This window comes from Ruegeria sp. AH7 (genome assembly GCF_056541325.1).
The window spans coordinates 409,959-427,682 of record NZ_JBQFYF010000001.1; the positions used below are offsets into that span (position 1 = coordinate 409,959).

The 17,724-nt window shown below is 57.2% G+C and carries 18 protein-coding genes; 15 read left to right on the forward strand and 3 right to left on the reverse strand.

Features of this window, described 5'->3' with window-relative positions; genetic code table 11:
- The first annotated feature begins 61 nt into the window (after positions 1 to 61).
- From ACR0JX_RS02075 to ribD, 9 genes are all read left to right on the forward strand, one after another.
- A complete protein-coding gene (locus ACR0JX_RS02075; protein WP_170532469.1) occupies positions 62 to 358 on the forward strand; it encodes a hypothetical protein in 297 nt (98 codons plus the stop codon).
- Between the two features lie 78 nt (positions 359 to 436).
- Positions 437 to 2,386 carry a DNA primase gene (gene dnaG / locus ACR0JX_RS02080; RefSeq protein WP_480540964.1) on the forward strand — a complete coding sequence of 650 codons (1,950 nt, stop codon included), beginning with the start codon at positions 437 to 439 and terminating at the stop codon, positions 2,384 to 2,386.
- Between the two features lie 114 nt (positions 2,387 to 2,500).
- Complete coding sequence (rpoD, locus tag ACR0JX_RS02085) at positions 2,501 to 4,489, forward strand: RNA polymerase sigma factor RpoD (RefSeq protein ID WP_170532473.1); 1,989 nt, start codon at positions 2,501 to 2,503, stop codon at positions 4,487 to 4,489.
- Positions 4,490 to 4,639: 150 nt separating this feature from the next.
- A complete protein-coding gene (locus tag ACR0JX_RS02090; RefSeq protein ID WP_480540966.1) occupies positions 4,640 to 5,077 on the forward strand; it encodes a thiol-disulfide oxidoreductase DCC family protein in 438 nt (145 codons plus the stop codon).
- A gap of 5 nt (positions 5,078 to 5,082) precedes the next feature.
- Positions 5,083 to 5,625 carry a DUF4166 domain-containing protein gene (locus ACR0JX_RS02095; RefSeq protein ID WP_480540968.1) on the forward strand — a complete coding sequence of 181 codons (543 nt, stop codon included), beginning with the start codon at positions 5,083 to 5,085 and terminating at the stop codon, positions 5,623 to 5,625.
- 77 nt (positions 5,626 to 5,702) lie between these two features.
- Positions 5,703 to 6,101 (forward strand): hypothetical protein, encoded by a 399-nt coding sequence (locus ACR0JX_RS02100; protein ID WP_480540969.1) that lies wholly within the window; start codon positions 5,703 to 5,705, stop codon positions 6,099 to 6,101.
- 20 nt (positions 6,102 to 6,121) lie between these two features.
- A complete protein-coding gene (locus tag ACR0JX_RS02105; RefSeq protein ID WP_480540971.1) occupies positions 6,122 to 6,535 on the forward strand; it encodes a secondary thiamine-phosphate synthase enzyme YjbQ in 414 nt (137 codons plus the stop codon).
- Positions 6,536 to 6,654: 119 nt separating this feature from the next.
- Positions 6,655 to 7,125 carry a transcriptional regulator NrdR gene (gene nrdR, locus ACR0JX_RS02110; protein WP_050602693.1) on the forward strand — a complete coding sequence of 157 codons (471 nt, stop codon included), beginning with the start codon at positions 6,655 to 6,657 and terminating at the stop codon, positions 7,123 to 7,125.
- Complete coding sequence (ribD, locus tag ACR0JX_RS02115) at positions 7,122 to 8,222, forward strand: bifunctional diaminohydroxyphosphoribosylaminopyrimidine deaminase/5-amino-6-(5-phosphoribosylamino)uracil reductase RibD (RefSeq protein WP_480540973.1); 1,101 nt, start codon at positions 7,122 to 7,124, stop codon at positions 8,220 to 8,222. The genes nrdR and ribD overlap by 4 nt, the downstream gene beginning before the upstream one ends.
- 1 nt (position 8,223) lies before the next feature.
- On the opposite strand, the gene ACR0JX_RS02120 is transcribed toward ribD, so the two are convergent.
- The 3 genes from ACR0JX_RS02120 to ACR0JX_RS02130 form a co-directional block, all read right to left on the reverse strand.
- A complete protein-coding gene (locus tag ACR0JX_RS02120; protein ID WP_480540975.1) occupies positions 8,224 to 10,224 on the reverse strand; it encodes a capsular polysaccharide biosynthesis protein in 2,001 nt (666 codons plus the stop codon).
- Between the two features lie 3 nt (positions 10,225 to 10,227).
- Positions 10,228 to 11,361, reverse strand: coding sequence for a polysaccharide biosynthesis/export family protein (locus tag ACR0JX_RS02125; protein ID WP_480540977.1), 1,134 nt, complete (start codon positions 11,359 to 11,361; stop codon positions 10,228 to 10,230).
- Between the two features lie 82 nt (positions 11,362 to 11,443).
- Entirely contained in the window at positions 11,444 to 12,742 is a 1,299-nt protein-coding gene (locus ACR0JX_RS02130) for a capsule biosynthesis protein (protein ID WP_480541740.1), read from the reverse strand.
- A 162-nt stretch (positions 12,743 to 12,904) separates the two neighbouring features.
- Here ACR0JX_RS02130 and ACR0JX_RS02135 point away from each other — a divergent pair, with 162 nt between their 5' ends.
- From ACR0JX_RS02135 to ACR0JX_RS02160, 6 genes are all read left to right on the forward strand, one after another.
- Entirely contained in the window at positions 12,905 to 13,492 is a 588-nt protein-coding gene (locus ACR0JX_RS02135; RefSeq protein WP_480540979.1) for a riboflavin synthase, read from the forward strand.
- A 108-nt stretch (positions 13,493 to 13,600) separates the two neighbouring features.
- On the forward strand, positions 13,601 to 14,722 hold the full coding sequence (gene ribB, locus ACR0JX_RS02140; protein WP_480540981.1) for a 3,4-dihydroxy-2-butanone-4-phosphate synthase: 1,122 nt from the start codon (positions 13,601 to 13,603) through the stop codon (positions 14,720 to 14,722).
- A gap of 2 nt (positions 14,723 to 14,724) precedes the next feature.
- The gene (locus tag ACR0JX_RS02145) at positions 14,725 to 15,276 is read left to right on the forward strand and encodes a 6,7-dimethyl-8-ribityllumazine synthase (RefSeq protein WP_480540983.1); all 552 of its coding nucleotides are present in this window, start codon (positions 14,725 to 14,727) and stop codon (positions 15,274 to 15,276) included.
- On the forward strand, positions 15,273 to 15,755 hold the full coding sequence (gene nusB / locus ACR0JX_RS02150) for a transcription antitermination factor NusB (RefSeq protein WP_480540985.1): 483 nt from the start codon (positions 15,273 to 15,275) through the stop codon (positions 15,753 to 15,755). The genes ACR0JX_RS02145 and nusB overlap by 4 nt, the downstream gene beginning before the upstream one ends.
- Positions 15,756 to 15,821: 66 nt before the next feature.
- A complete protein-coding gene (locus tag ACR0JX_RS02155) occupies positions 15,822 to 16,127 on the forward strand; it encodes a hypothetical protein (protein WP_480540987.1) in 306 nt (101 codons plus the stop codon).
- Positions 16,128 to 16,392: 265 nt separating this feature from the next.
- Positions 16,393 to 17,559: an adenylate/guanylate cyclase domain-containing protein gene (locus ACR0JX_RS02160; RefSeq protein ID WP_480540989.1), complete on the forward strand. Its 1,167-nt coding sequence runs from the start codon at positions 16,393 to 16,395 to the stop codon at positions 17,557 to 17,559.
- The last annotated feature ends 165 nt before the right edge of the window (positions 17,560 to 17,724 follow it).

The window sequence follows — 17,724 nt, forward strand, 5'->3', positions numbered from 1 at the left end:
TGGCAGGTCCGGAGCAGGGCGGGTAAGCTACCGCCAGTTCAACGATTCCCCGGAGACTTCAATGTTGCGTATCGCCATCGCTGCCGCCGTTCTTGCCACACCTCTGGCTGCGGCAGAAACCAAGGAACAAAGCTGCCAGTATCAGGCGGACGTGGTGGCCGCGATCCAGCAAGCGCGCCTTGATCGGGTGAAAGAGCGAGACGTTCCACAGGCGGTTGCCGATAGCAGCCCCACCTGGCCCGAAAACTACAATGCAGCGGTCCCATTGATCACGCCGTGGGTATATGAACAGAAGATGCGCGATGTCCGCAAAAAGGACCTTGGTGCGGCTTGGCTGGAGCTGTGCCTGCAGCAATAATCCACAGCCGGATCATTTCGCTGTGGAAAAGCGCGCCATCCCCTTGGCGCGCGTTTTCATTTCTGGCAGGTTTGGTGAATGTCTTTGCCCCCCGGATTTCTGGATGAATTACGCACCCGGCTCAGCCTGTCTCAGGTCGTCGGGCGCAAGGTCATGTGGGATCAGCGCAAGTCCAATCAGGGCAAAGGGGATATGTGGGCGCCATGCCCGTTCCATCATGAAAAAACGGCCTCATTCCATGTGGATGATCAGAAGGGGTACTACTACTGCTTTGGTTGTCATGCCAAAGGTGACGCCATCACCTTTGTAAGGGAGACTGAAAACGTATCCTTCATCGAAGCGGTTGAAATACTGGCGCAAGAGGCCGGGATGCCCATGCCCGAGCGCGATCCAAAAGCGCAGGAAAAGCAGGATCGCCGCGCAGAACTGGCCGAGGTGATGGAACAGGCGGTGCAGTTCTTCCGTTTACAGCTGAAGACCGGAGCAGGTGGCGCGGCACGCGATTACTTGTCCGGTCGCGGGCTGGATCCGCAAGCGTTGGACCGGTGGGAGATTGGGTTTGCCCCTGACGGCTGGCAAGCGCTGTGGGATCACCTGCGGGGAAAGAACGTAGCCGAGGACTTGATCCTGGACTCCGGGCTCGCCAAGCCGTCGAACAAGGGCAAAAAACCCTATGATACATTCCGAAATCGTATCATGTACCCGATCCGCGATCCGCGAGGGCGGTGTATCGCTTTTGGCGGGCGGGCGATGGATCCGAATGACAATGCGAAGTATTTGAACTCACCCGAGACTGCGTTGTTCGACAAAGGTCGCAGCCTCTACAACCACGGCTCTGCGCGGCAGGCAGCGGGCAAGGGGCAGTCTTTGATTGTGGCCGAAGGCTACATGGATGTGATTGCGCTGGCTGAGGTCGGGTTCGGCGCGTCTGTGGCTCCGCTGGGAACCGCGATAACCGAATATCAATTGCAGCTTCTCTGGCGCATTTCCGACGAACCGATCATCGCGTTGGATGGGGATACGGCGGGCCTGCGTGCCGCGATGCGGGCAATTGATTTGGCCCTTCCTTTGTTGGAGGCCGGGAAATCCCTGCGCTTTGCGCTGATGCCCGAGGGCAAAGATCCCGACGATTTGCTGCGCGCCGAGGGGGCAGGGGCCGTGCAAAAGGTGCTGGACGGGGCCATCCCGATGGTCAAGCTGCTGTGGCAACGTGAGACCGAAGGCAAAGTGTTCGACAGTCCTGAGCGTAAGGCGGCACTGGACAAGGTGCTGCGCGACAAGATCAAGCTGATCCGCGACCCTTCGATCCGCTCTCACTACGGGCAGGAAATCAAGGACCTCCGCTGGCAATTGTTCCGCCCACAGCGTCAGACGCAAAGCCGGACCTGGCAACCGCGCGGCAAATGGCAACCGCCGAAACAGCCTGCGTCAGCGGGTGCAAGATCATCATTCCTTGCGTCCTCTGACAATGCCGATATACACCTGCGCGAAGCGGCGATACTAGCGATCGCTGTTCTAAATCCACAGGTCGTGGTTCAGTTTGAAACGCAGCTGGAAGACATGGAGTGCCATGACCCGGATCACGCGGCGCTGCGCCAGGCCATTCTGCGCCATGCAATCAACGACCCGGACAACCTGAAAGACCACATCGTCGAAACTTTGGGGCCCGAGCCCCTTGAAAACCTTCTGGGCCTTCGCCATGTCGCTGTGATCCCCTGTGTGTTCAAACCAGGCGACGTCGAAAAGGCCCAGATGACTCTGGCCGAGGAACTCGCAAAGATCAAAGCGCTCCGGGGGCGTGAGGAAGAGGTTGTAGAAGGTCAAGAAGAGATCGCAGCCACTCCAGACGAAACACTGACTTTCAGACTTGGTCAGGCAGCAGAAGAACTTAATCGCGCAACACGAAGTCAAAACGAGGACAAGGCCGTTTACGATGTTGCACACAACGGTGCTCGTTTGAAGAAAACCGAACGAGATGGTTTTGCTGATTCCCTAGCCAAGATCAATTTCGAGCGGAAACGTCGCTAAAGTGATGTTTTCATAAAGCACTGGAAAAGAAAAACAGGTAAACGGGTGGCCGAATCAGTTTCACGCGCTAATGATTCGGTTCCAACGAATCACCCATCCCTGCAGGAGCATTGAATGGCCGCCAAGGATACGAACGAAGACCGCAAATCCGACGAGCAGGAGCAGGAAATCTCGCTGGACATGAGCCAGGCCCAGGTCAAGAAGATGATCGCCGAGGCCCGCGAGAAAGGTTACATCACCTACGACCAGCTCAATCAGGTTCTGCCGCCTGATCAGGTCAGCTCGGAACAGATCGAAGACGTTATGTCGATGCTGTCCGAGATGGGCATTAATATCATCGAAGATGAAGAGGCCGAAGAAGAAGAGAACAAAGGCTCGACCGAATTAACCACCACGGAAAGCAACCGTGAGGTCGCGCTGGCCGGTGCCGCCACCGAAAAACTGGACCGAACCGACGACCCCGTACGCATGTACCTGCGCGAAATGGGCAGTGTCGAGTTGCTGAGCCGCGAGGGCGAGATTGCGATCGCCAAGCGGATCGAGGCAGGTCGAAACACGATGATCGCAGGGCTTTGCGAAAGCCCGCTGACCTTCCAGGCGATCACAATCTGGCATGACGAGCTTCTGTCCGAAGACATTTTGCTGCGCGATGTTATCGATCTGGAAACCACCTTTGGCAACCAGATGGACGAGGACGGCGATGTTGAGGAACCCGTCGTTGATACCTCTGCGGTACAGGCTTCCAAGCCAAAAGAAGATACGGGCCCGGAACTGGATGCGGATGGCAACCCCATCGCCAGTGACGATGACGATGACGAAGACGACCAGGCCAACATGTCGCTGGCCGCGATGGAAGCCGCGCTGAAGGATCAGGTTCTGACCACATTAGAGCGGATTTCTACCGATTTCGCTCAGCTGAGTGAGATGCAGGATAGCCGGATTTCGGCCACTCTGAACGAAGATGGCACGTTCAGTGAAAAGGACGAAGAGACCTATCAGAAGCTGCGCGCCGAGATTGTTGAGCTGGTGAATGGTCTTCACCTGCACAACAACCGGATCGAGGCGCTGATTGACCAGCTTTACGGCATCAACCGCCGCGTCATGTCGCTAGACAGCTCGATGGTGAAACTGGCCGACCAGGCCCGGATCAACCGTCGTGAGTTCATCGACGCCTATCGTGGGCGTGAACTGGATCCGAATTGGCTGACCGATATGGCCGAAAAGCCGGGTCGGGGTTGGCAGATGTTCATCGAACGCTCGACTGACAAGGTTGAAGAACTGCGCAACGATATGGCTCAGGTCGGTCAGTATGTCGGTCTCGATATCTCTGAATTCCGCCGCATCGTGCAGCAGGTTCAGAAAGGCGAGAAAGAGGCGCGGCAGGCCAAGAAGGAAATGGTCGAAGCCAACCTGCGTTTGGTCATCTCGATTGCCAAAAAGTACACGAACCGCGGCCTGCAATTCCTTGATCTTATTCAAGAAGGCAACATCGGCCTGATGAAGGCGGTGGACAAGTTCGAATACCGCCGAGGCTACAAGTTCTCGACCTATGCGACCTGGTGGATCCGTCAGGCGATCACTCGCTCGATCGCAGACCAGGCCCGGACCATCCGTATTCCGGTGCACATGATCGAGACGATCAACAAGCTGGTTCGGACCGGTCGCCAGATGCTGCACGAGATCGGTCGCGAACCGACGCCCGAAGAATTGGCCGAAAAGCTGCAGATGCCGCTGGAGAAGGTCCGCAAGGTGATGAAAATCGCCAAGGAGCCGATCAGCCTAGAAACACCCATCGGCGACGAGGAAGACAGCCAACTGGGCGATTTCATCGAAGACAAGAATGCCGTGCTGCCGCTGGACAGCGCCATTCAGGAAAACCTCAAGGAAACGACCACTCGGGTTCTGGCCTCGCTCACTCCGCGTGAAGAGCGCGTTCTGCGGATGCGCTTTGGCATCGGGATGAACACGGACCACACACTGGAAGAGGTGGGCCAGCAGTTCAGCGTAACGCGCGAACGTATCCGTCAGATTGAGGCGAAGGCGCTGCGGAAACTGAAACATCCCAGCCGGTCCCGAAAACTGCGATCATTCCTGGATCAATAAGGTCAAAGGCGCCGGGCACACGGCGCCTTTTTTCTTTATCCGTCAGATGCGTCCGAGCGGAAACGTCCGGTTTTCTTTCATGTCGCATTGCCCACCACCAGGATGCATGACACCGTTACCTTGCGCGGTTCGACTGAGAGAAACCATCCTATGCAAGGCTCTGAAATTTCAAATGAATGGGATGCTGGAAACCTGATCATCTTCGATGGGGAATGCGTTTTGTGTTCCAGTTTCTTTCGGTTCATGCTGCGGCATGACCGGGCGCATGTGTTTCAGTTTGCGACGGCGCAATCACCTTTGGGGCAAAGGCTGTACCGACAGCTTGATCTGCCGACACAGGATTTCGAGACCAATCTGGTGATCGTGAACCAGAAGGTACATCAGCGCCTGGATGCGTTTGCTGCGGCAATGGCGCAGTTGCCTGGCCCTTGGAGCGCCCTGTCGTTCTGCCGTTACTTGCCGCGCTTCGTCAAAGACCCGCTCTATCACGCCATCGCGCGCGATCGCTATGCGATCTTTGGACGGACGGACAGTTGCATGGTTCCGGATGCAGAGGTTCGGTCACGTTTTGCGGCGCAGGGGTTCTGACGCGAATGGACCCGTTTCTTCAGGCTTTGCCGCCGCAATCAGACCTGCCGCAAGCAGTGCAGACCTTGCACAGCTACCCGGGCGTTCATGAGGGGCGCTGCGATGTCCAGCGGGGACAGGGGCGTTTAGTGAGCATTTTGCTGAACGTTGCCGGGTTTCCTCGAACCGGGCGTGACGTGCCGGTTCGAGTGGCGGTGGTACGTGATGGCCAACATTGGCTTTGGATTCGCGATTTTGCGGGCCATGTCACGCGCTCTCGCTTGTGCTATGACCCCAAGATGGGTTGCGTGCGAGAGAGGCTCGGGCTTGTGTCCATCTGGCTGAAACCCGTGATTGTAGAGGACAAGTTACAGATCGACATCCAACGTTTGACTCTGTTGGGGCTGCCTATACCGACCATTCTTTTGCCGCGCTCGTCGACGTTCGAGATGCAGGATGATCGGGGAAGGTACGTCTTTGATGTGTCCGCTGAGGCCCCATTTCTTGGGCTGCTAATCCGATATCACGGCTGGCTGACGCCTGTTCACGACGCAGATGAAATCGACTAAATTGATCGTGAACCCAGCAGCTATTGGTCCACCGGGGCCTATCTTAAGCCCATAGGCAACAACGAAAAGATAAAACGATGAAACAGACGATCTTGTTTGCACTGTCGGTGGCTGCAACCCTTGGCTTGGCGGCTGAGACAAGTGCGGCGCCGAACGGGTATCGGACCGAGCCGATCAACAGCACCGATTTCGAAGTCATACCGCGCGCTCAACAATTCACAGATGGCTATTGGTGCGCGGCGGCAGATTTTGCGCGTCGAAAGCTGGGCTTGGGCTGGCAAGACCGCATTTATGTTCTGCGTGGCTATGGCCCCAGCGTCACCACCGGACGCAGAACAGCGGTACAGTTTACAATCAAAGAGCCATCAGAGACCCCAGTACAACCCAGCTTTGTCTTATCAAGCTTTGCCATAGGCTCCAGCATGTCCGTCCAAGGGGCAAATGCGAAATGCGATATCCGCCCGTTCTTTAGATAATAAGGTCTAAGCCAGTTTCGATGCAGACTGAATTCACGATGCAAACTCAAGGGGCAGGCCTCTATGAATTCACCGACAACGTGCATCGCTGGCTTGGCCCATCTTTGAGGGATGGCGTTCTGACGCTGTTCGTGCGCCATACTTCATGTTCACTGCTGATACAGGAAAACGCCGACCCGGAGGTTCAGACCGATCTGAAGGCTTTCTTTGAAAGGCTGGTGCCGCCATCGGATCATCCGGCGATGTCGTATCTGCGCCATACCTATGAAGGGCCGGATGATATGCCCGCGCATATCAAATCCACGCTTATGCCCGTCTCACTGTCGATCCCTGTCTCGGCGGGTCGCATGTCTCTTGGGACATGGCAGGGGATTTATCTCTTCGAACACCGCTCTGCACCACATCGTCGCTCGATCGCAGCGCATCTTGGGTAACCCTTTATCTAGGGGTTGAAAATTCCGACTACCCAAATCCTAGCGGCTGCCCTATAGTTGTGGATAAGTAAGCCGAAGTGCTTACAAAAGAGGCCGAACAAGGGACGAGGAGACGGCGGATGCGCTGCCCGTTTTGCGGAAATATCGACACTCAGGTGAAAGATTCACGCCCGGCAGAGGATCACGTCGCGATCCGTCGACGCCGGTTTTGCCCGGCCTGCGGGGGCCGGTTTACCACCTACGAACGCGTGCAACTGCGCGATCTGGTTGTGATCAAGACCAACGGAAAACGCGAAGATTTCGACCGCGACAAGCTGGAGCGTTCGATCCGTATCTCGATGCAGAAACGGCCCGTTGATCCCGAACGGATCGATCAGATGATCTCGGGCATCGTGCGCCGGCTGGAAAGCATGGGCGACACCGATATTCCGTCCAACAAAATCGGCGAGATCGTCATGGAAGCTCTGGCGCGGATCGACACCGTTGCCTATGTTCGCTTTGCAAGCGTGTACAAGAATTTCCAGGCGGCCGATGATTTCGAGGAGTTTGTCCACGAGTTGCGCCCGCCGCAACCTCCGACGGACGAGTGAGCGAAACAGATAAGCGATTTATGGCGCTGGCCCTGTCATTGGGGCAGCGTGGTCAAGGGTCGTGTTGGCCCAACCCGGCTGTCGGGTGCGTTATCGTGCGCGAAGGGCGCATTGTTGGGCGGGGCTGGACCCAACCGGGCGGGCGTCCCCACGCCGAACCTGTTGCATTGGCGCAGGCCGGATCGGCCGCCAAAGGCGCCACGGCCTATGTAACGCTGGAACCTTGTTCCCATCATGGCAAAACCCCCCCCTGCGCGACCGCTTTGATCGAGGCCGGGGTGTCGCGCGTCGTGGCCGCGCTTGAGGACAGCGACCCGCGTGTGTCAGGGCAGGGTTTCGCGATGCTGCGTGAGGCCGGGATCGAGGTCGATACAGGTGTTTTGGCCGATCAGGCCGCGCAGGAGCTGGCCGGTTTTTTTCTGAAAACGGAACAGAGCCGTCCCTTTGTCACCCTGAAACTGGCCAGCAGTTTCGATGGGCGGATTGCAACGCAAACCGGCCATAGCCAGTGGATCACAGGCCCAACCGCCCGCCGCGCTGTGCACGCAATGCGCGCGCGCCATGATGCGGTGATGGTTGGCGCAGGAACGGCGCGTGCGGATGACCCCTCGCTGACAGTGCGGGATTTGGGCGTCTTACATCAGCCCGCACGGATTGTCGTATCGCGCCATCTGGATTTACCTCTGATGGGCCAATTGGCACGCACGGCTAAGGATATTCCCGTCTGGATATGCCATGGTCCGAGCCCCGATCCGGATCGCGCTCGCACGTGGGAAGGGCTGGGCGCCCGTCTGATCCCTTGCGCGCTGCGGGATCACCATATCGATGCAACCGATCTGTTGCTGCAATTGGGTCAGGCCGGTCTAACGCGGGTGTTCTGCGAAGGCGGTGCGGCCCTTGCCGCATCACTGCTTGAGGCGGACATGGTGGATGAACTGGTCGGTTTCACCGCTGGTCTGACCATTGGCGCCGAAGGGCTTGCTGCGGTCGGCCGATTGGGTCTTGAGACACTTGAGGCCGCACCACGGTTTGAACTGATCGAAACACGCACGATTGGTCCGGATATCCTGCACCGCTGGCGACGATCCACACAGTGACTTAGCGCCATAAGCGCGCATGCGTGGCAAAAACACCCTGCAGTTTTGACAGAAGGCGGTTCAGCGGTCCTGTTGCTGCTGGTACGCCATCCGCCAGACGCTCAACCGCGACTTCGACGGGGCAGGGTTGCCCTGTCAGCGGGTCCATATAGCGCGGATAGTCTATCAGCGTTGCGTGAACCAAGCCCATCAGCGATGGCCGTGCGCCCCTACGCGCCGGGACCGTACCAAGATCATGAGTCAGACCCCATCCGGCATAAAAAGGTGCACCCAATGTCGTGACCTTGACGCCACGGAGCAGGGCCTCGAACCCCAGCAGCGAGGTCATGGTCCAGACCTCTTGCACATGCGGCAGCAGCGAGGCCGGATCGCAATCATCCAGAACCAGATCGGCCAGACCTTCAGCCTCAATCTTGCCCTCTCGCAGCCCCGCCTGAACGTCCGGGTGGGGTTTATAAACTAAAACGGCGTCCGGGTTCGCCTCCCTCGCGGCGCGCAGCAGTTCAAGATTGGTGCGAATGTTGCTGGTGCCCAACAGGATTGAGGCGTCATCCTCCACCTGCCCAGGCACCAGAATGCGACGCCCCTCGGGCAAGGTCGGAGCTGGTTGTCCGATGTTGTATTTGCTGAGACCACCCGAGAGCAACTGCGCCACCAAATGCTCTGCTCGCAGTTCCTGATCTGGACGCAATGTCTCGCGTTCGGAAATCAGTTCTTCCAAACGGCTCGGGCGCGTGGGGTCATAGTAAATTCCCAGATCATCGGTCACCAGCGACAGGGGAGGGATCAGCTCTGCACCCAACCCGCGTGAACGCAGAAATCCGTCTTCGACACGAATGACCCCTTCGGCATCTCGCGATTGACTGGCCCAGACCATATGCGGCTGATCGGGGGCCGTCGGCATAGTGGTTTTGAATTGAACCTTGCGATGTCTGCCAAACATTTGCTGCAGATGTTTGCGCTTCCACAGCCGCATACCCGAAGCTGTCCAGCCAAGCCGATCCTGACGCCAGGCGCGGGTCGTGGCCTCCAGCGTGTCGAGAACGGTTTCCAGCTCACACAACCCATCCCGATAGGGATCGTACCATGAGGGATACAGCAGCATGGCTGCTGCAAATAGTTGCGCGCGCGTTAGGTTCCGGGATCGGCGCGGGATCGGCACTTCATCTTGGGTCAAACCCCAACCGGCATAAAAGGGTTGCCCAAAAACCCGGGGTTTATGACCCGCCAGAATTGCTTCGAATCCCAGTTGCGAGGAGAGCGTGTAGACGGCGACCGCACCGTCTAACAGAGGCCAAGGGCTAGTCGGATCGCGCAAGAATGAGATGCGGTCAGAGAGATCCTGATCACTGAAGTACCCCGGGCGGTAGCCCGCTTGGGTCTCAGGATGTGCTTTGATCAGGATGCGCGCGCCCGGATTTTCCTCCTGCGCGATCACCAGCATTTCGCGGAACCTGGCATAGTCGCCCCCGCTGGCCGTAACGGCGGCGTCACCCTGTGTTTGATCAACGACCAGAACATATCCAGGATCAGGCGGTGTGATGTCAGTGTCAAAAGCCGAGTACTTGCTGAGCTGTAGGTCTTTGATCCGCGCAATAGCACCGCGTGCGCGGTTCAATAGCGCTGTATCGTCCAGCGGGTGGGTCGCCAGTAGCGTTTCAAGGTCCGATGGGGTGGACGGGTCGAAATGCAGGCCGGTTTGATCCAGTAGCAACCCCAAAGGTGCCTCGCCCGCGCGCCCGGGATGGAGAGAACGTAGAAACGCGTCTTCGACCCTCAGGATCGGGGTGCCGTATTTTTCAGCTATGCTCAGGCCGCGATGGGCGGTTGGGCTGTCGCCCCAGACCCCAACGGTATCGCCCTGTTTGGGCAGGCCCAGGCGAATGTCATAGTCGGCAAGCGACAGGATGCGCCGTATGCGACGGTTGGTCAGAAACCCCCCATTATACACAAACAGCCGGGTGCGATTTGCCCCGGCTGCGGTGTCCGTTTCTGGATACACGGGTTAGTTCCCGGTCAGTGTAGCAACGTTTGCGACCGGGGTCAGACCACCCGCGATAAGCGAGATTGACTTGCTCCACTGCGCATAGGGGGCTTCGGTTACATAGATCGTGTCATCATCGCGGATGACAAAGTCGCGGGCAATGAACAGACCGTTGGGCGCGGTCAGATTCAGCAAGTAGATCATGCGCTGATCCCCTTGCAAACCCGCACGACCTGTTACGCTGCGGGCGATGTCCTGACCTTCTTTCCGAAGGATGAAAATCCCTGTCGGATCCGAGGAGAGACCTTGCAAACCACCCACCTGCGCCAGCGCTTCCAGCGCCGATAGATCCTGACTGTCAAACGCAATCCGCGATTGTCCGCCCGTCGCACCCAGCGCGATGTAAGAGCGGCTGTCAGCCTCAACCAGGATGCGGTCACCACCGCGCAGGGCGACATCGAGATTGGGGTTTTTGAACAGGTCTTCGTACCAAACAGTACCTTTCTGGTCTCCTCGGATCAGAGTCACCAGTGCGATGTCCGATCCAACAGCTACCCCCCCCGCCTGGGACAACATACCCAGCAAGGTGCGAGTCGGACGTTCGATCGGGTAAATACCGGGCGCGCCGATTGTGCCAGTCAGCGAAACCGTCGAACCGTCACCGGCAACGCGCCGCACTTCGACTTGTGGATCAGGGGTCTGTTCTTTCAGCTCGTTTGTAATCAGCACACGCAGTTGTTCTGGCGTATTGCCTGCCGCGCGCAAGCGCCCGGCATAAGGGACGAAAATGAACCCGTCACTGTCGACCTGAACCTCTTCCAAGGCGGTGGCGGCACCGGTTTCGCCCGACAGCAAGCCATCATCCACGTTTTCCCAAACCGTCAGGCCCAGAACGTCACCGGGGCGCACGGTATCTGCCGCAACACTCGATGCGCTGCGGAAGGATGAGGAAAACCCAAATTGCGGGATGCTGGACGTGGCTTTGGTGACGCGGTCATCCACTTCGACCACGAAGGCGTTACCACCATTTTCGACCGATCCGGCCAAAATCTCTGATTTATTCGGTCCGGATTTGGGAAGTTGGCACGCGGCAAGAAGGCCGCAAAGAGCCAAAAGGGTAACTCCCCGTCGTGCTCGGGTAGAAAAGCGCTGCACTGCCTCAGATCCTCAAACTTCTTTTTTGTTGGGGGCAAACTACCCCGATTGGGCAGCAACATCCAGCAGAGGATGCCTTATTTCACTCGACAAGTCGCAACTGTGGCGTGCGTGCCTCGTTGTTTTTCAACACCGCCTGATAAGGATCATGGGCACGCAGGACCATATCTGCCACGCGTCGCAGCAATTGCCGGCGTCCCCTTCGCGAATAAAATCCGCCGGGAACTTGGCTGGTTTCAAGAAGGAACTGACGGTAGATGCGATAGGCTTTTGCATCCGGCATTTCGGGTTCGGCAAAAAACTCATCAATCGGCTGCTGAGAGACAAATTCGGGCTTATCGTACACTGATCTGCCGAAAATCCGCAGCGGAATGCCCCGCCACAGTACCTGCTGACCTGCGGTTGAATTGATGGTGACGGCCGAGTTCGCCTCATCCAGCAACTTAGCAAGTTTGCCACCGGGCACATAGTGAACGCGCCCTTCGATCCCATATTCGCGGCAAAGGTCGCGAACCCGACGGCGTAGCGGTTCGCGGTGGTTTTCTAGCGGGTGTTCCTTGATCACCAAGCGGTGATGGCCCGGTGCGCCCTTGGCGAAACCTTCGACCATCTGTTCCAGAAACGCGCTCATGCTGTTGTAGTCGGAATGCGATTGGACCGAGCTGTCGTGACCCAGTTGAAGCAGTACCAGATGATAAGGGAACGCGCCGCGGCGTACCCGTAATGTGGACCAGCCGCGCTGGAGCCGGTGAAACGGCATCAGGGCCAAGCGCTTGAAATACAGTTTGAATTCCTTGGCGACCGAAAGATCGCGATGCGGGCGGAAGTTGCGGTAGCGGCGGTTCATGAACAGAACGAACCAATGGTATAACGCGCCATAAAAGATGTGCTGGCGCATATCTCCCCAATGTGACGGTGGAGGCGGTGATGCCGCATCAGACTGCTCGAGCGCCTGATGCATATCCGTGACATCCAGTGACATCAGTTGGGAGTTTCCGTTGGACCCCCAACGCTCATAAGTCACCCACCAGGGCCGCAGATACCCTTCCTCGAAGACATGGATCGTTATGCCGCGGGATCGCGCGATTTCAACAGCACGGGCATGAACCGGGCGTGTGTCACCGTACAGAACGATATCGGTTACGTCCTTGCGGATGATCAGATCGATAAGCGTTTCGGGCCAAAGCTCTGGCTTGTCGCGAAACGGAATATAGGTGGATGTGTCAGACCAGAACGCCCGATCTCCGGCATTGAACCCGACCCGCCAGACCTGCGCGCCGGCCTCTTGCAGCATACGCCCCAGCGCGCTGAAGAATGGGCCATGTGGCCCCTGTAGGAACAGAAAGACGCGATCGCTTGATGGGGTGGCGGAGTGGGTCATCCTCGTCATATTATCCAATCTTCTGGGCGAAACTATGCCTGATTGTCTCAGTTTTTTACTCATTTATGCCTTAATTTCGCTGCCGGTCCTTGCCCGCGTGCGATGAAGGTCGTACCTCAGCCAGAGAAGTCGGGATCAGGTTAGGGATCGAGGGTTAACAGAATGTTTACGGGGATCGTCACGGATATCGGCACAGTTACCGAGTTAGAGCAGCAAGGTGATCTGCGCGCGCGCATTCAGACAGCCTATGAGACCGATGGCATTGATATCGGTGCTTCGATTGCCAGCGACGGTGTCTGCCTGACAGTGATTGCGCTGGGCGATGACTGGTATGACGTGCAAGTCAGTGCCGAGACGGTGTCGAAAACAAATCTGGACAGTTGGACACCCGGCAAACGTGTCAATCTGGAACGCGCCCTGAAGGTTGGCGACGAATTGGGCGGGCATATCGTTTCGGGTCATGTGGATGGTGTCGCCGAAGTCGTTGCAGTTCAGGATGAGGGTGATAGCACGCGCGTGACACTGCGTGCGCCAAAGGACTTGGCCCGTTTCATTGCCCCCAAAGGGTCGGTTGCGCTGAACGGCACATCCTTGACGGTGAACGATGTCAAAGGGTGCGATTTTGGCATCAACTTTATCCCCCATACCAAAGAAGTGACCACCTGGGGTGATGTCGCCGTTGGGGATCAGGTCAACCTTGAGATCGACACGCTGGCCCGCTATGTTGCGCGCTTGGCCGAGATGTCCTGAGGCAAATATACGTCGCGTCCTGACCCGCGCACGCCGTTTGCGCTCTGGCCTTTGGGCGCGGTGTGGTCTATCCCGCGTTGCAGAAATGCTCTTGTGAAAGGCTGCCCCATGAGCTTTGAAACCCCGGGCCCGGTCGAGGCCCAGCTGCGCGACGCGATCAGCCCGATTGAAGAGATCATCGAAGAGGCGCGCAAAGGCCGGATGTATATTCTGGTCGATCACGAGGATCGCGAAAACGAAGGCGATTTGGTGATTGCCGCTGAATTCGCCGATGCCGACGCGATCAACTTTATGGCCACCCATGGGCGCGGGCTGGTCTGTCTGCCGATGACGGCTGAACGGATCGACAATCTGGGCCTGCCGATGATGGCGGTAAACAATTCATCGCGTCACGAAACCGCTTTCACCGTCTCGATTGAAGCGCGCGAGGGGGTTTCGACAGGTATCTCTGCCGCAGACAGGGCGCTGACCGTGGCCACCGCGATCAACGAACAGAATACGATGGCCCATATTGCCACCCCCGGCCACATCTTCCCGCTGCGGGCCAAGCGCGGCGGGGTGCTGGTGCGCGCGGGCCATACCGAGGCTGCCGTGGATATCTCGCGTCTAGCGGGGCTGAACCCATCGGGTGTGATCTGTGAGATCATGAAGGCTGATGGAACCATGGCGCGTCTGCCGGATCTGGTCGAATTCGCGCAAGAGCATGACATGAAGATCGGCACCATCAGTGATCTGATCGCGTATCGGTCGCGCAATGATAATCTGGTGGTCGAAACCTCACGCGAGACCGTCACGTCGGAATATGGTGGCGAATGGGAAATGCGCCTGTTCACCGATCAGCTTCATGGCATAGAGCATGTCGTAATGATCAAGGGTAACATCACCACGCCAGAGCCCGTTCTGACCCGTACTCACGCCCTGCATGAAGCACCGGATATTCTGGGCCTCGGACCCAAATCTTCGCGCGAATTGCCGCGCGCGATGGAGAAGATCGCGGAAGAGGGTCGGGGGGTCGTCTGCCTGTTCCGCCAGCCGCGCAATTCGCTCTATGCGGTCGAAGATGAAGGCCCGCGCACCATCAAGCAAACGGGTCTCGGTTCTCAGATCCTGTCCAAGCTGGGCGTTCAGGAATTGGTTCTACTGACGGACTCACCTGAAACCGTGTATTTGGGGCTCGACGCGTTTGGCTTGTCCATCGTCGGCACCCGCTCGATCCTGAAGGAAGACTGATCATGGCTGCTCAAGACGAACATGGCATCCTGCCGACACCCAAATTTGACAAGCCGGTGAAACTGCTGATCGTGGCGGCCCCGTTCTATCGCGCCATTGCCGACAATCTGATCGCAGGTGCTAAGGCTGAAATCGAAGCGGCAGGTGGCACTTTCGAAGTTGTCGAGGTTCCCGGCGCGCTGGAAATACCAACCGCCATCGCCATGGCTGATCGCCAGTGCAATTTCGATGGTTATGTTGCACTGGGTTGTGTCATTCGGGGCGAGACCACGCATTATGAAACCGTCTGCAACGACTCCAGCCGCGCCATTCAGTTGATGGGTCTTCAAGGCCTGCTGATCGGCAACGGTATCCTGACGGTTGAAAACAACGAACAGGCCGAAGTCCGCGCCAACCCCGAAAAGATGAACAAAGGCGGCGGAGCGGCTGCTGCGGCCTTGCATCTGATCGCACTCGGCCGTAAGTGGGGCTCTTCCAAAAAGGGCGTGGGCTTCAAGCCGCCGTCCGAGTCCATCCTTGTGGCGGGCGACAGCAACGGATCCACGACAGTATGACCCACACAGATGCGCCGAAACCGGCCAACCAGAAACGCCTGATGAAATCCGCCGCCCGGCTTTATGCCGTGCAGGCGCTGTTCCAGATGGAGCAATCGGGGCAGACGACCGAAACGGTCGTGAATGAGTTTCTGGATCACCGGTTTGGCGCTGTCTATGAAGGGGACGAGATGCTGGATGGCGATATCAGCGTCTTCCGCTCGCTGGTGGACAATGCGGTGAACTATCAGGCTCCGATTGACCAGATGACCGACCGTGCGCTGGTCGCCAAATGGCCGATCTCGCGCATCGATCCGACCCTGCGGGCGCTGTTCCGCGCCGCCGGGGCCGAGCTGACCCAAAGCGACACGCCGCCCAAGGTGGTTATCACCGAATTCGTCGATGTCGCGCGCGCCTTCTTCCCCGAAGGCAAAGAGCCGAAATTCGTCAACGCCGTGCTGGACCACATGGCACGCGAGGCCCAGCCCGAGGCGTTCTGACGCCTTTACCGCAGCCTTACAGGCGCTAGACTCTCGTCAATAGCGCAAGGAGGAAGGAGGTCTGCCATGCCTAAATTGATCCGTCTCTACATCACGCAAGTTGTCTGGGGATTTGTCATCTCGGCGGTGTTTGTCGGGGTGTTGCTGGTCTTCAACGTAGCCAATCTGCGCAGCCTGATGATCGGCTCGGATGTCGGCCTGATCGCGTTGCTGATGATCTGGTTCATGAATGGGATCGTCTTTGCCGGGGTTCAGTTTGGCTACAAGATCATGAGCATGGCCGAAAAACCCAAAGGTCCGCGCAGGGGCACACCGGTCTTACAAGACTTGAAACCCGTTGCGATCAAGCAAGAGGCGCCTGTTTCACGCTAATTTTGATGCGAGGCTGTATCACCCCGAGCCTCTCATAGGCTTTCTGGCATATCGCGAGATGGTTGCACCTAAATTGACAGTTGCTGCTTCAAAGCAGATGCAGCCACTGTCACGTCTGTATGCGGTTCATCTTAGCCTATCGCGGATATTCAGAATGGCGTATCTGGGGCTTTGGTCTGAACATACTCCTTCAATATCGCGCTTTGAATAATCTGCGAAAAGTAAGGAGCTTTGATCATCTTGCCCAAGCGACTAATTTGAGGACATGGCCTCAGTAGCACAGCTAACCGACTGGATGATTACCGAAGGACGCCGCTCTGGCGACCCCGTGAAAGTAGTTTCTCATTTCTGCTCATCTTTGATCGAGGAAGGCGTTCCGCTCTGGCGAGTCAATATCGGTCAGCGTTTCGCCAATCCGTTACTCATTGCATGGGGGATTGTTTGGACCCCTGACGGGACCGACAGCTACGACGTGACTCATGAAACGATGTTGACAGAAGGGTATGTCGGCAGCTCATTTGAATACATTCTCGTGCACAGAAAACCGCTTCACAAAAGCCTGCGACAACTTGATCCAAAGACTGAGCATTCATCGTATCTTGAATTCGCTGAGTTGGGTGGCACAGACTACTATGCCACCCTGATGTACTATGGCGATGGGTCTCTGCATGGCTGTACATTTGTTACGCAGGACCCCGATGGTTTTTCACCGCGCCATCTGGAATTGATTGAGGCAGCTCTGCCTGCTCTGTCTTCCGCTTTGGAACCTGTCACAATGCGCAAGTCAGCCAAGGGACTGCTACGAACTTATCTTGGTGATGGACCCTCTGATGCGGTGTGGAATGGACGGATCAAGCGGGGTGAACGTACGACAGTTGATGCAGTCGTCATGTTTTCTGATTTGCGGGGTTTCACGGCCCTTTCAGAAGCCGCACCCGAGGTAGATGTCTTTGACGCGCTGAGCGGTTACTTCGATTTGGTTGTGCAATCTGTAGAAGAGAACGGCGGCGATGTTCTAAAGTTTATGGGTGACGGGATTCTCTCGATCTTCACCATCGCATCTCCGACTGATCACGCCGACCGGTGCCGAAAGGCTGCGCATGCCGCGCAAAGTGTATTGGCCGGTTTGACGACGCTCAACCATCGGCGCGATGAGGCGCAAAAGCCGTCTTTGGATGTTGGGATTGGGATCAATGTTGGGCAAGTCAGCTATGGCAATATCGGCAGTCCTGGAAGACTTGATTTTACGGTTCTCGGGGGCGCAGTGAACGTCGCCAGTCGCATAGAGGGTCTAACCAAATCCATCGGCCATAGAGTGCTGGTAACATCAGCGATTGCTAGCGCGTCGCCTGATCTGTTTTTGCCTTGTGGGTTTCACGAAGTTCGCGGCCTTGCTGAACCAATCGAATTGTTTTCTCTCATCGAAGGATAGCTTTGAACCAGTTTGCATGAATGTTCCTAGGAGCCAGGGAATGGGCGCTTAGGTTCAACTGGAAGGCCTGTCTACTGCGCCAGCATTGCGTTTGGAAGAGTTGGATTATCAGGCGGACTTATTTGATCTGCATGACATCCAGGCGCACAGAGACCGACGTTGGTG

Bases quoted from the DNA above. Each gene is read 5' to 3' on its own strand.
- ACR0JX_RS02075 (WP_170532469.1), top strand. From the start codon at position 62: ATGTTGCGTATCGCCATCGCTGCCGCCGTTCTTGCCACACCTCTGGCT.
- dnaG (WP_480540964.1), top strand. From the start codon at position 437: ATGTCTTTGCCCCCCGGATTTCTGGATGAATTACGCACCCGGCTCAGC.
- rpoD (WP_170532473.1), top strand. From the start codon at position 2,501: ATGGCCGCCAAGGATACGAACGAAGACCGCAAATCCGACGAGCAGGAG.
- ACR0JX_RS02090 (WP_480540966.1), top strand. From the start codon at position 4,640: ATGCAAGGCTCTGAAATTTCAAATGAATGGGATGCTGGAAACCTGATC.
- ACR0JX_RS02095 (WP_480540968.1), top strand. From the start codon at position 5,083: ATGGACCCGTTTCTTCAGGCTTTGCCGCCGCAATCAGACCTGCCGCAA.
- ACR0JX_RS02100 (WP_480540969.1), top strand. From the start codon at position 5,703: ATGAAACAGACGATCTTGTTTGCACTGTCGGTGGCTGCAACCCTTGGC.
- ACR0JX_RS02105 (WP_480540971.1), top strand. From the start codon at position 6,122: ATGCAGACTGAATTCACGATGCAAACTCAAGGGGCAGGCCTCTATGAA.
- nrdR (WP_050602693.1), top strand. From the start codon at position 6,655: ATGCGCTGCCCGTTTTGCGGAAATATCGACACTCAGGTGAAAGATTCA.
- ACR0JX_RS02130 (WP_480541740.1), bottom strand. From the start codon at position 12,742: ATGACCCACTCCGCCACCCCATCAAGCGATCGCGTCTTTCTGTTCCTA.
- ACR0JX_RS02135 (WP_480540979.1), top strand. From the start codon at position 12,905: ATGTTTACGGGGATCGTCACGGATATCGGCACAGTTACCGAGTTAGAG.
- ribB (WP_480540981.1), top strand. From the start codon at position 13,601: ATGAGCTTTGAAACCCCGGGCCCGGTCGAGGCCCAGCTGCGCGACGCG.
- ACR0JX_RS02145 (WP_480540983.1), top strand. From the start codon at position 14,725: ATGGCTGCTCAAGACGAACATGGCATCCTGCCGACACCCAAATTTGAC.
- nusB (WP_480540985.1), top strand. From the start codon at position 15,273: ATGACCCACACAGATGCGCCGAAACCGGCCAACCAGAAACGCCTGATG.
- ACR0JX_RS02155 (WP_480540987.1), top strand. From the start codon at position 15,822: ATGCCTAAATTGATCCGTCTCTACATCACGCAAGTTGTCTGGGGATTT.
- ACR0JX_RS02160 (WP_480540989.1), top strand. From the start codon at position 16,393: ATGGCCTCAGTAGCACAGCTAACCGACTGGATGATTACCGAAGGACGC.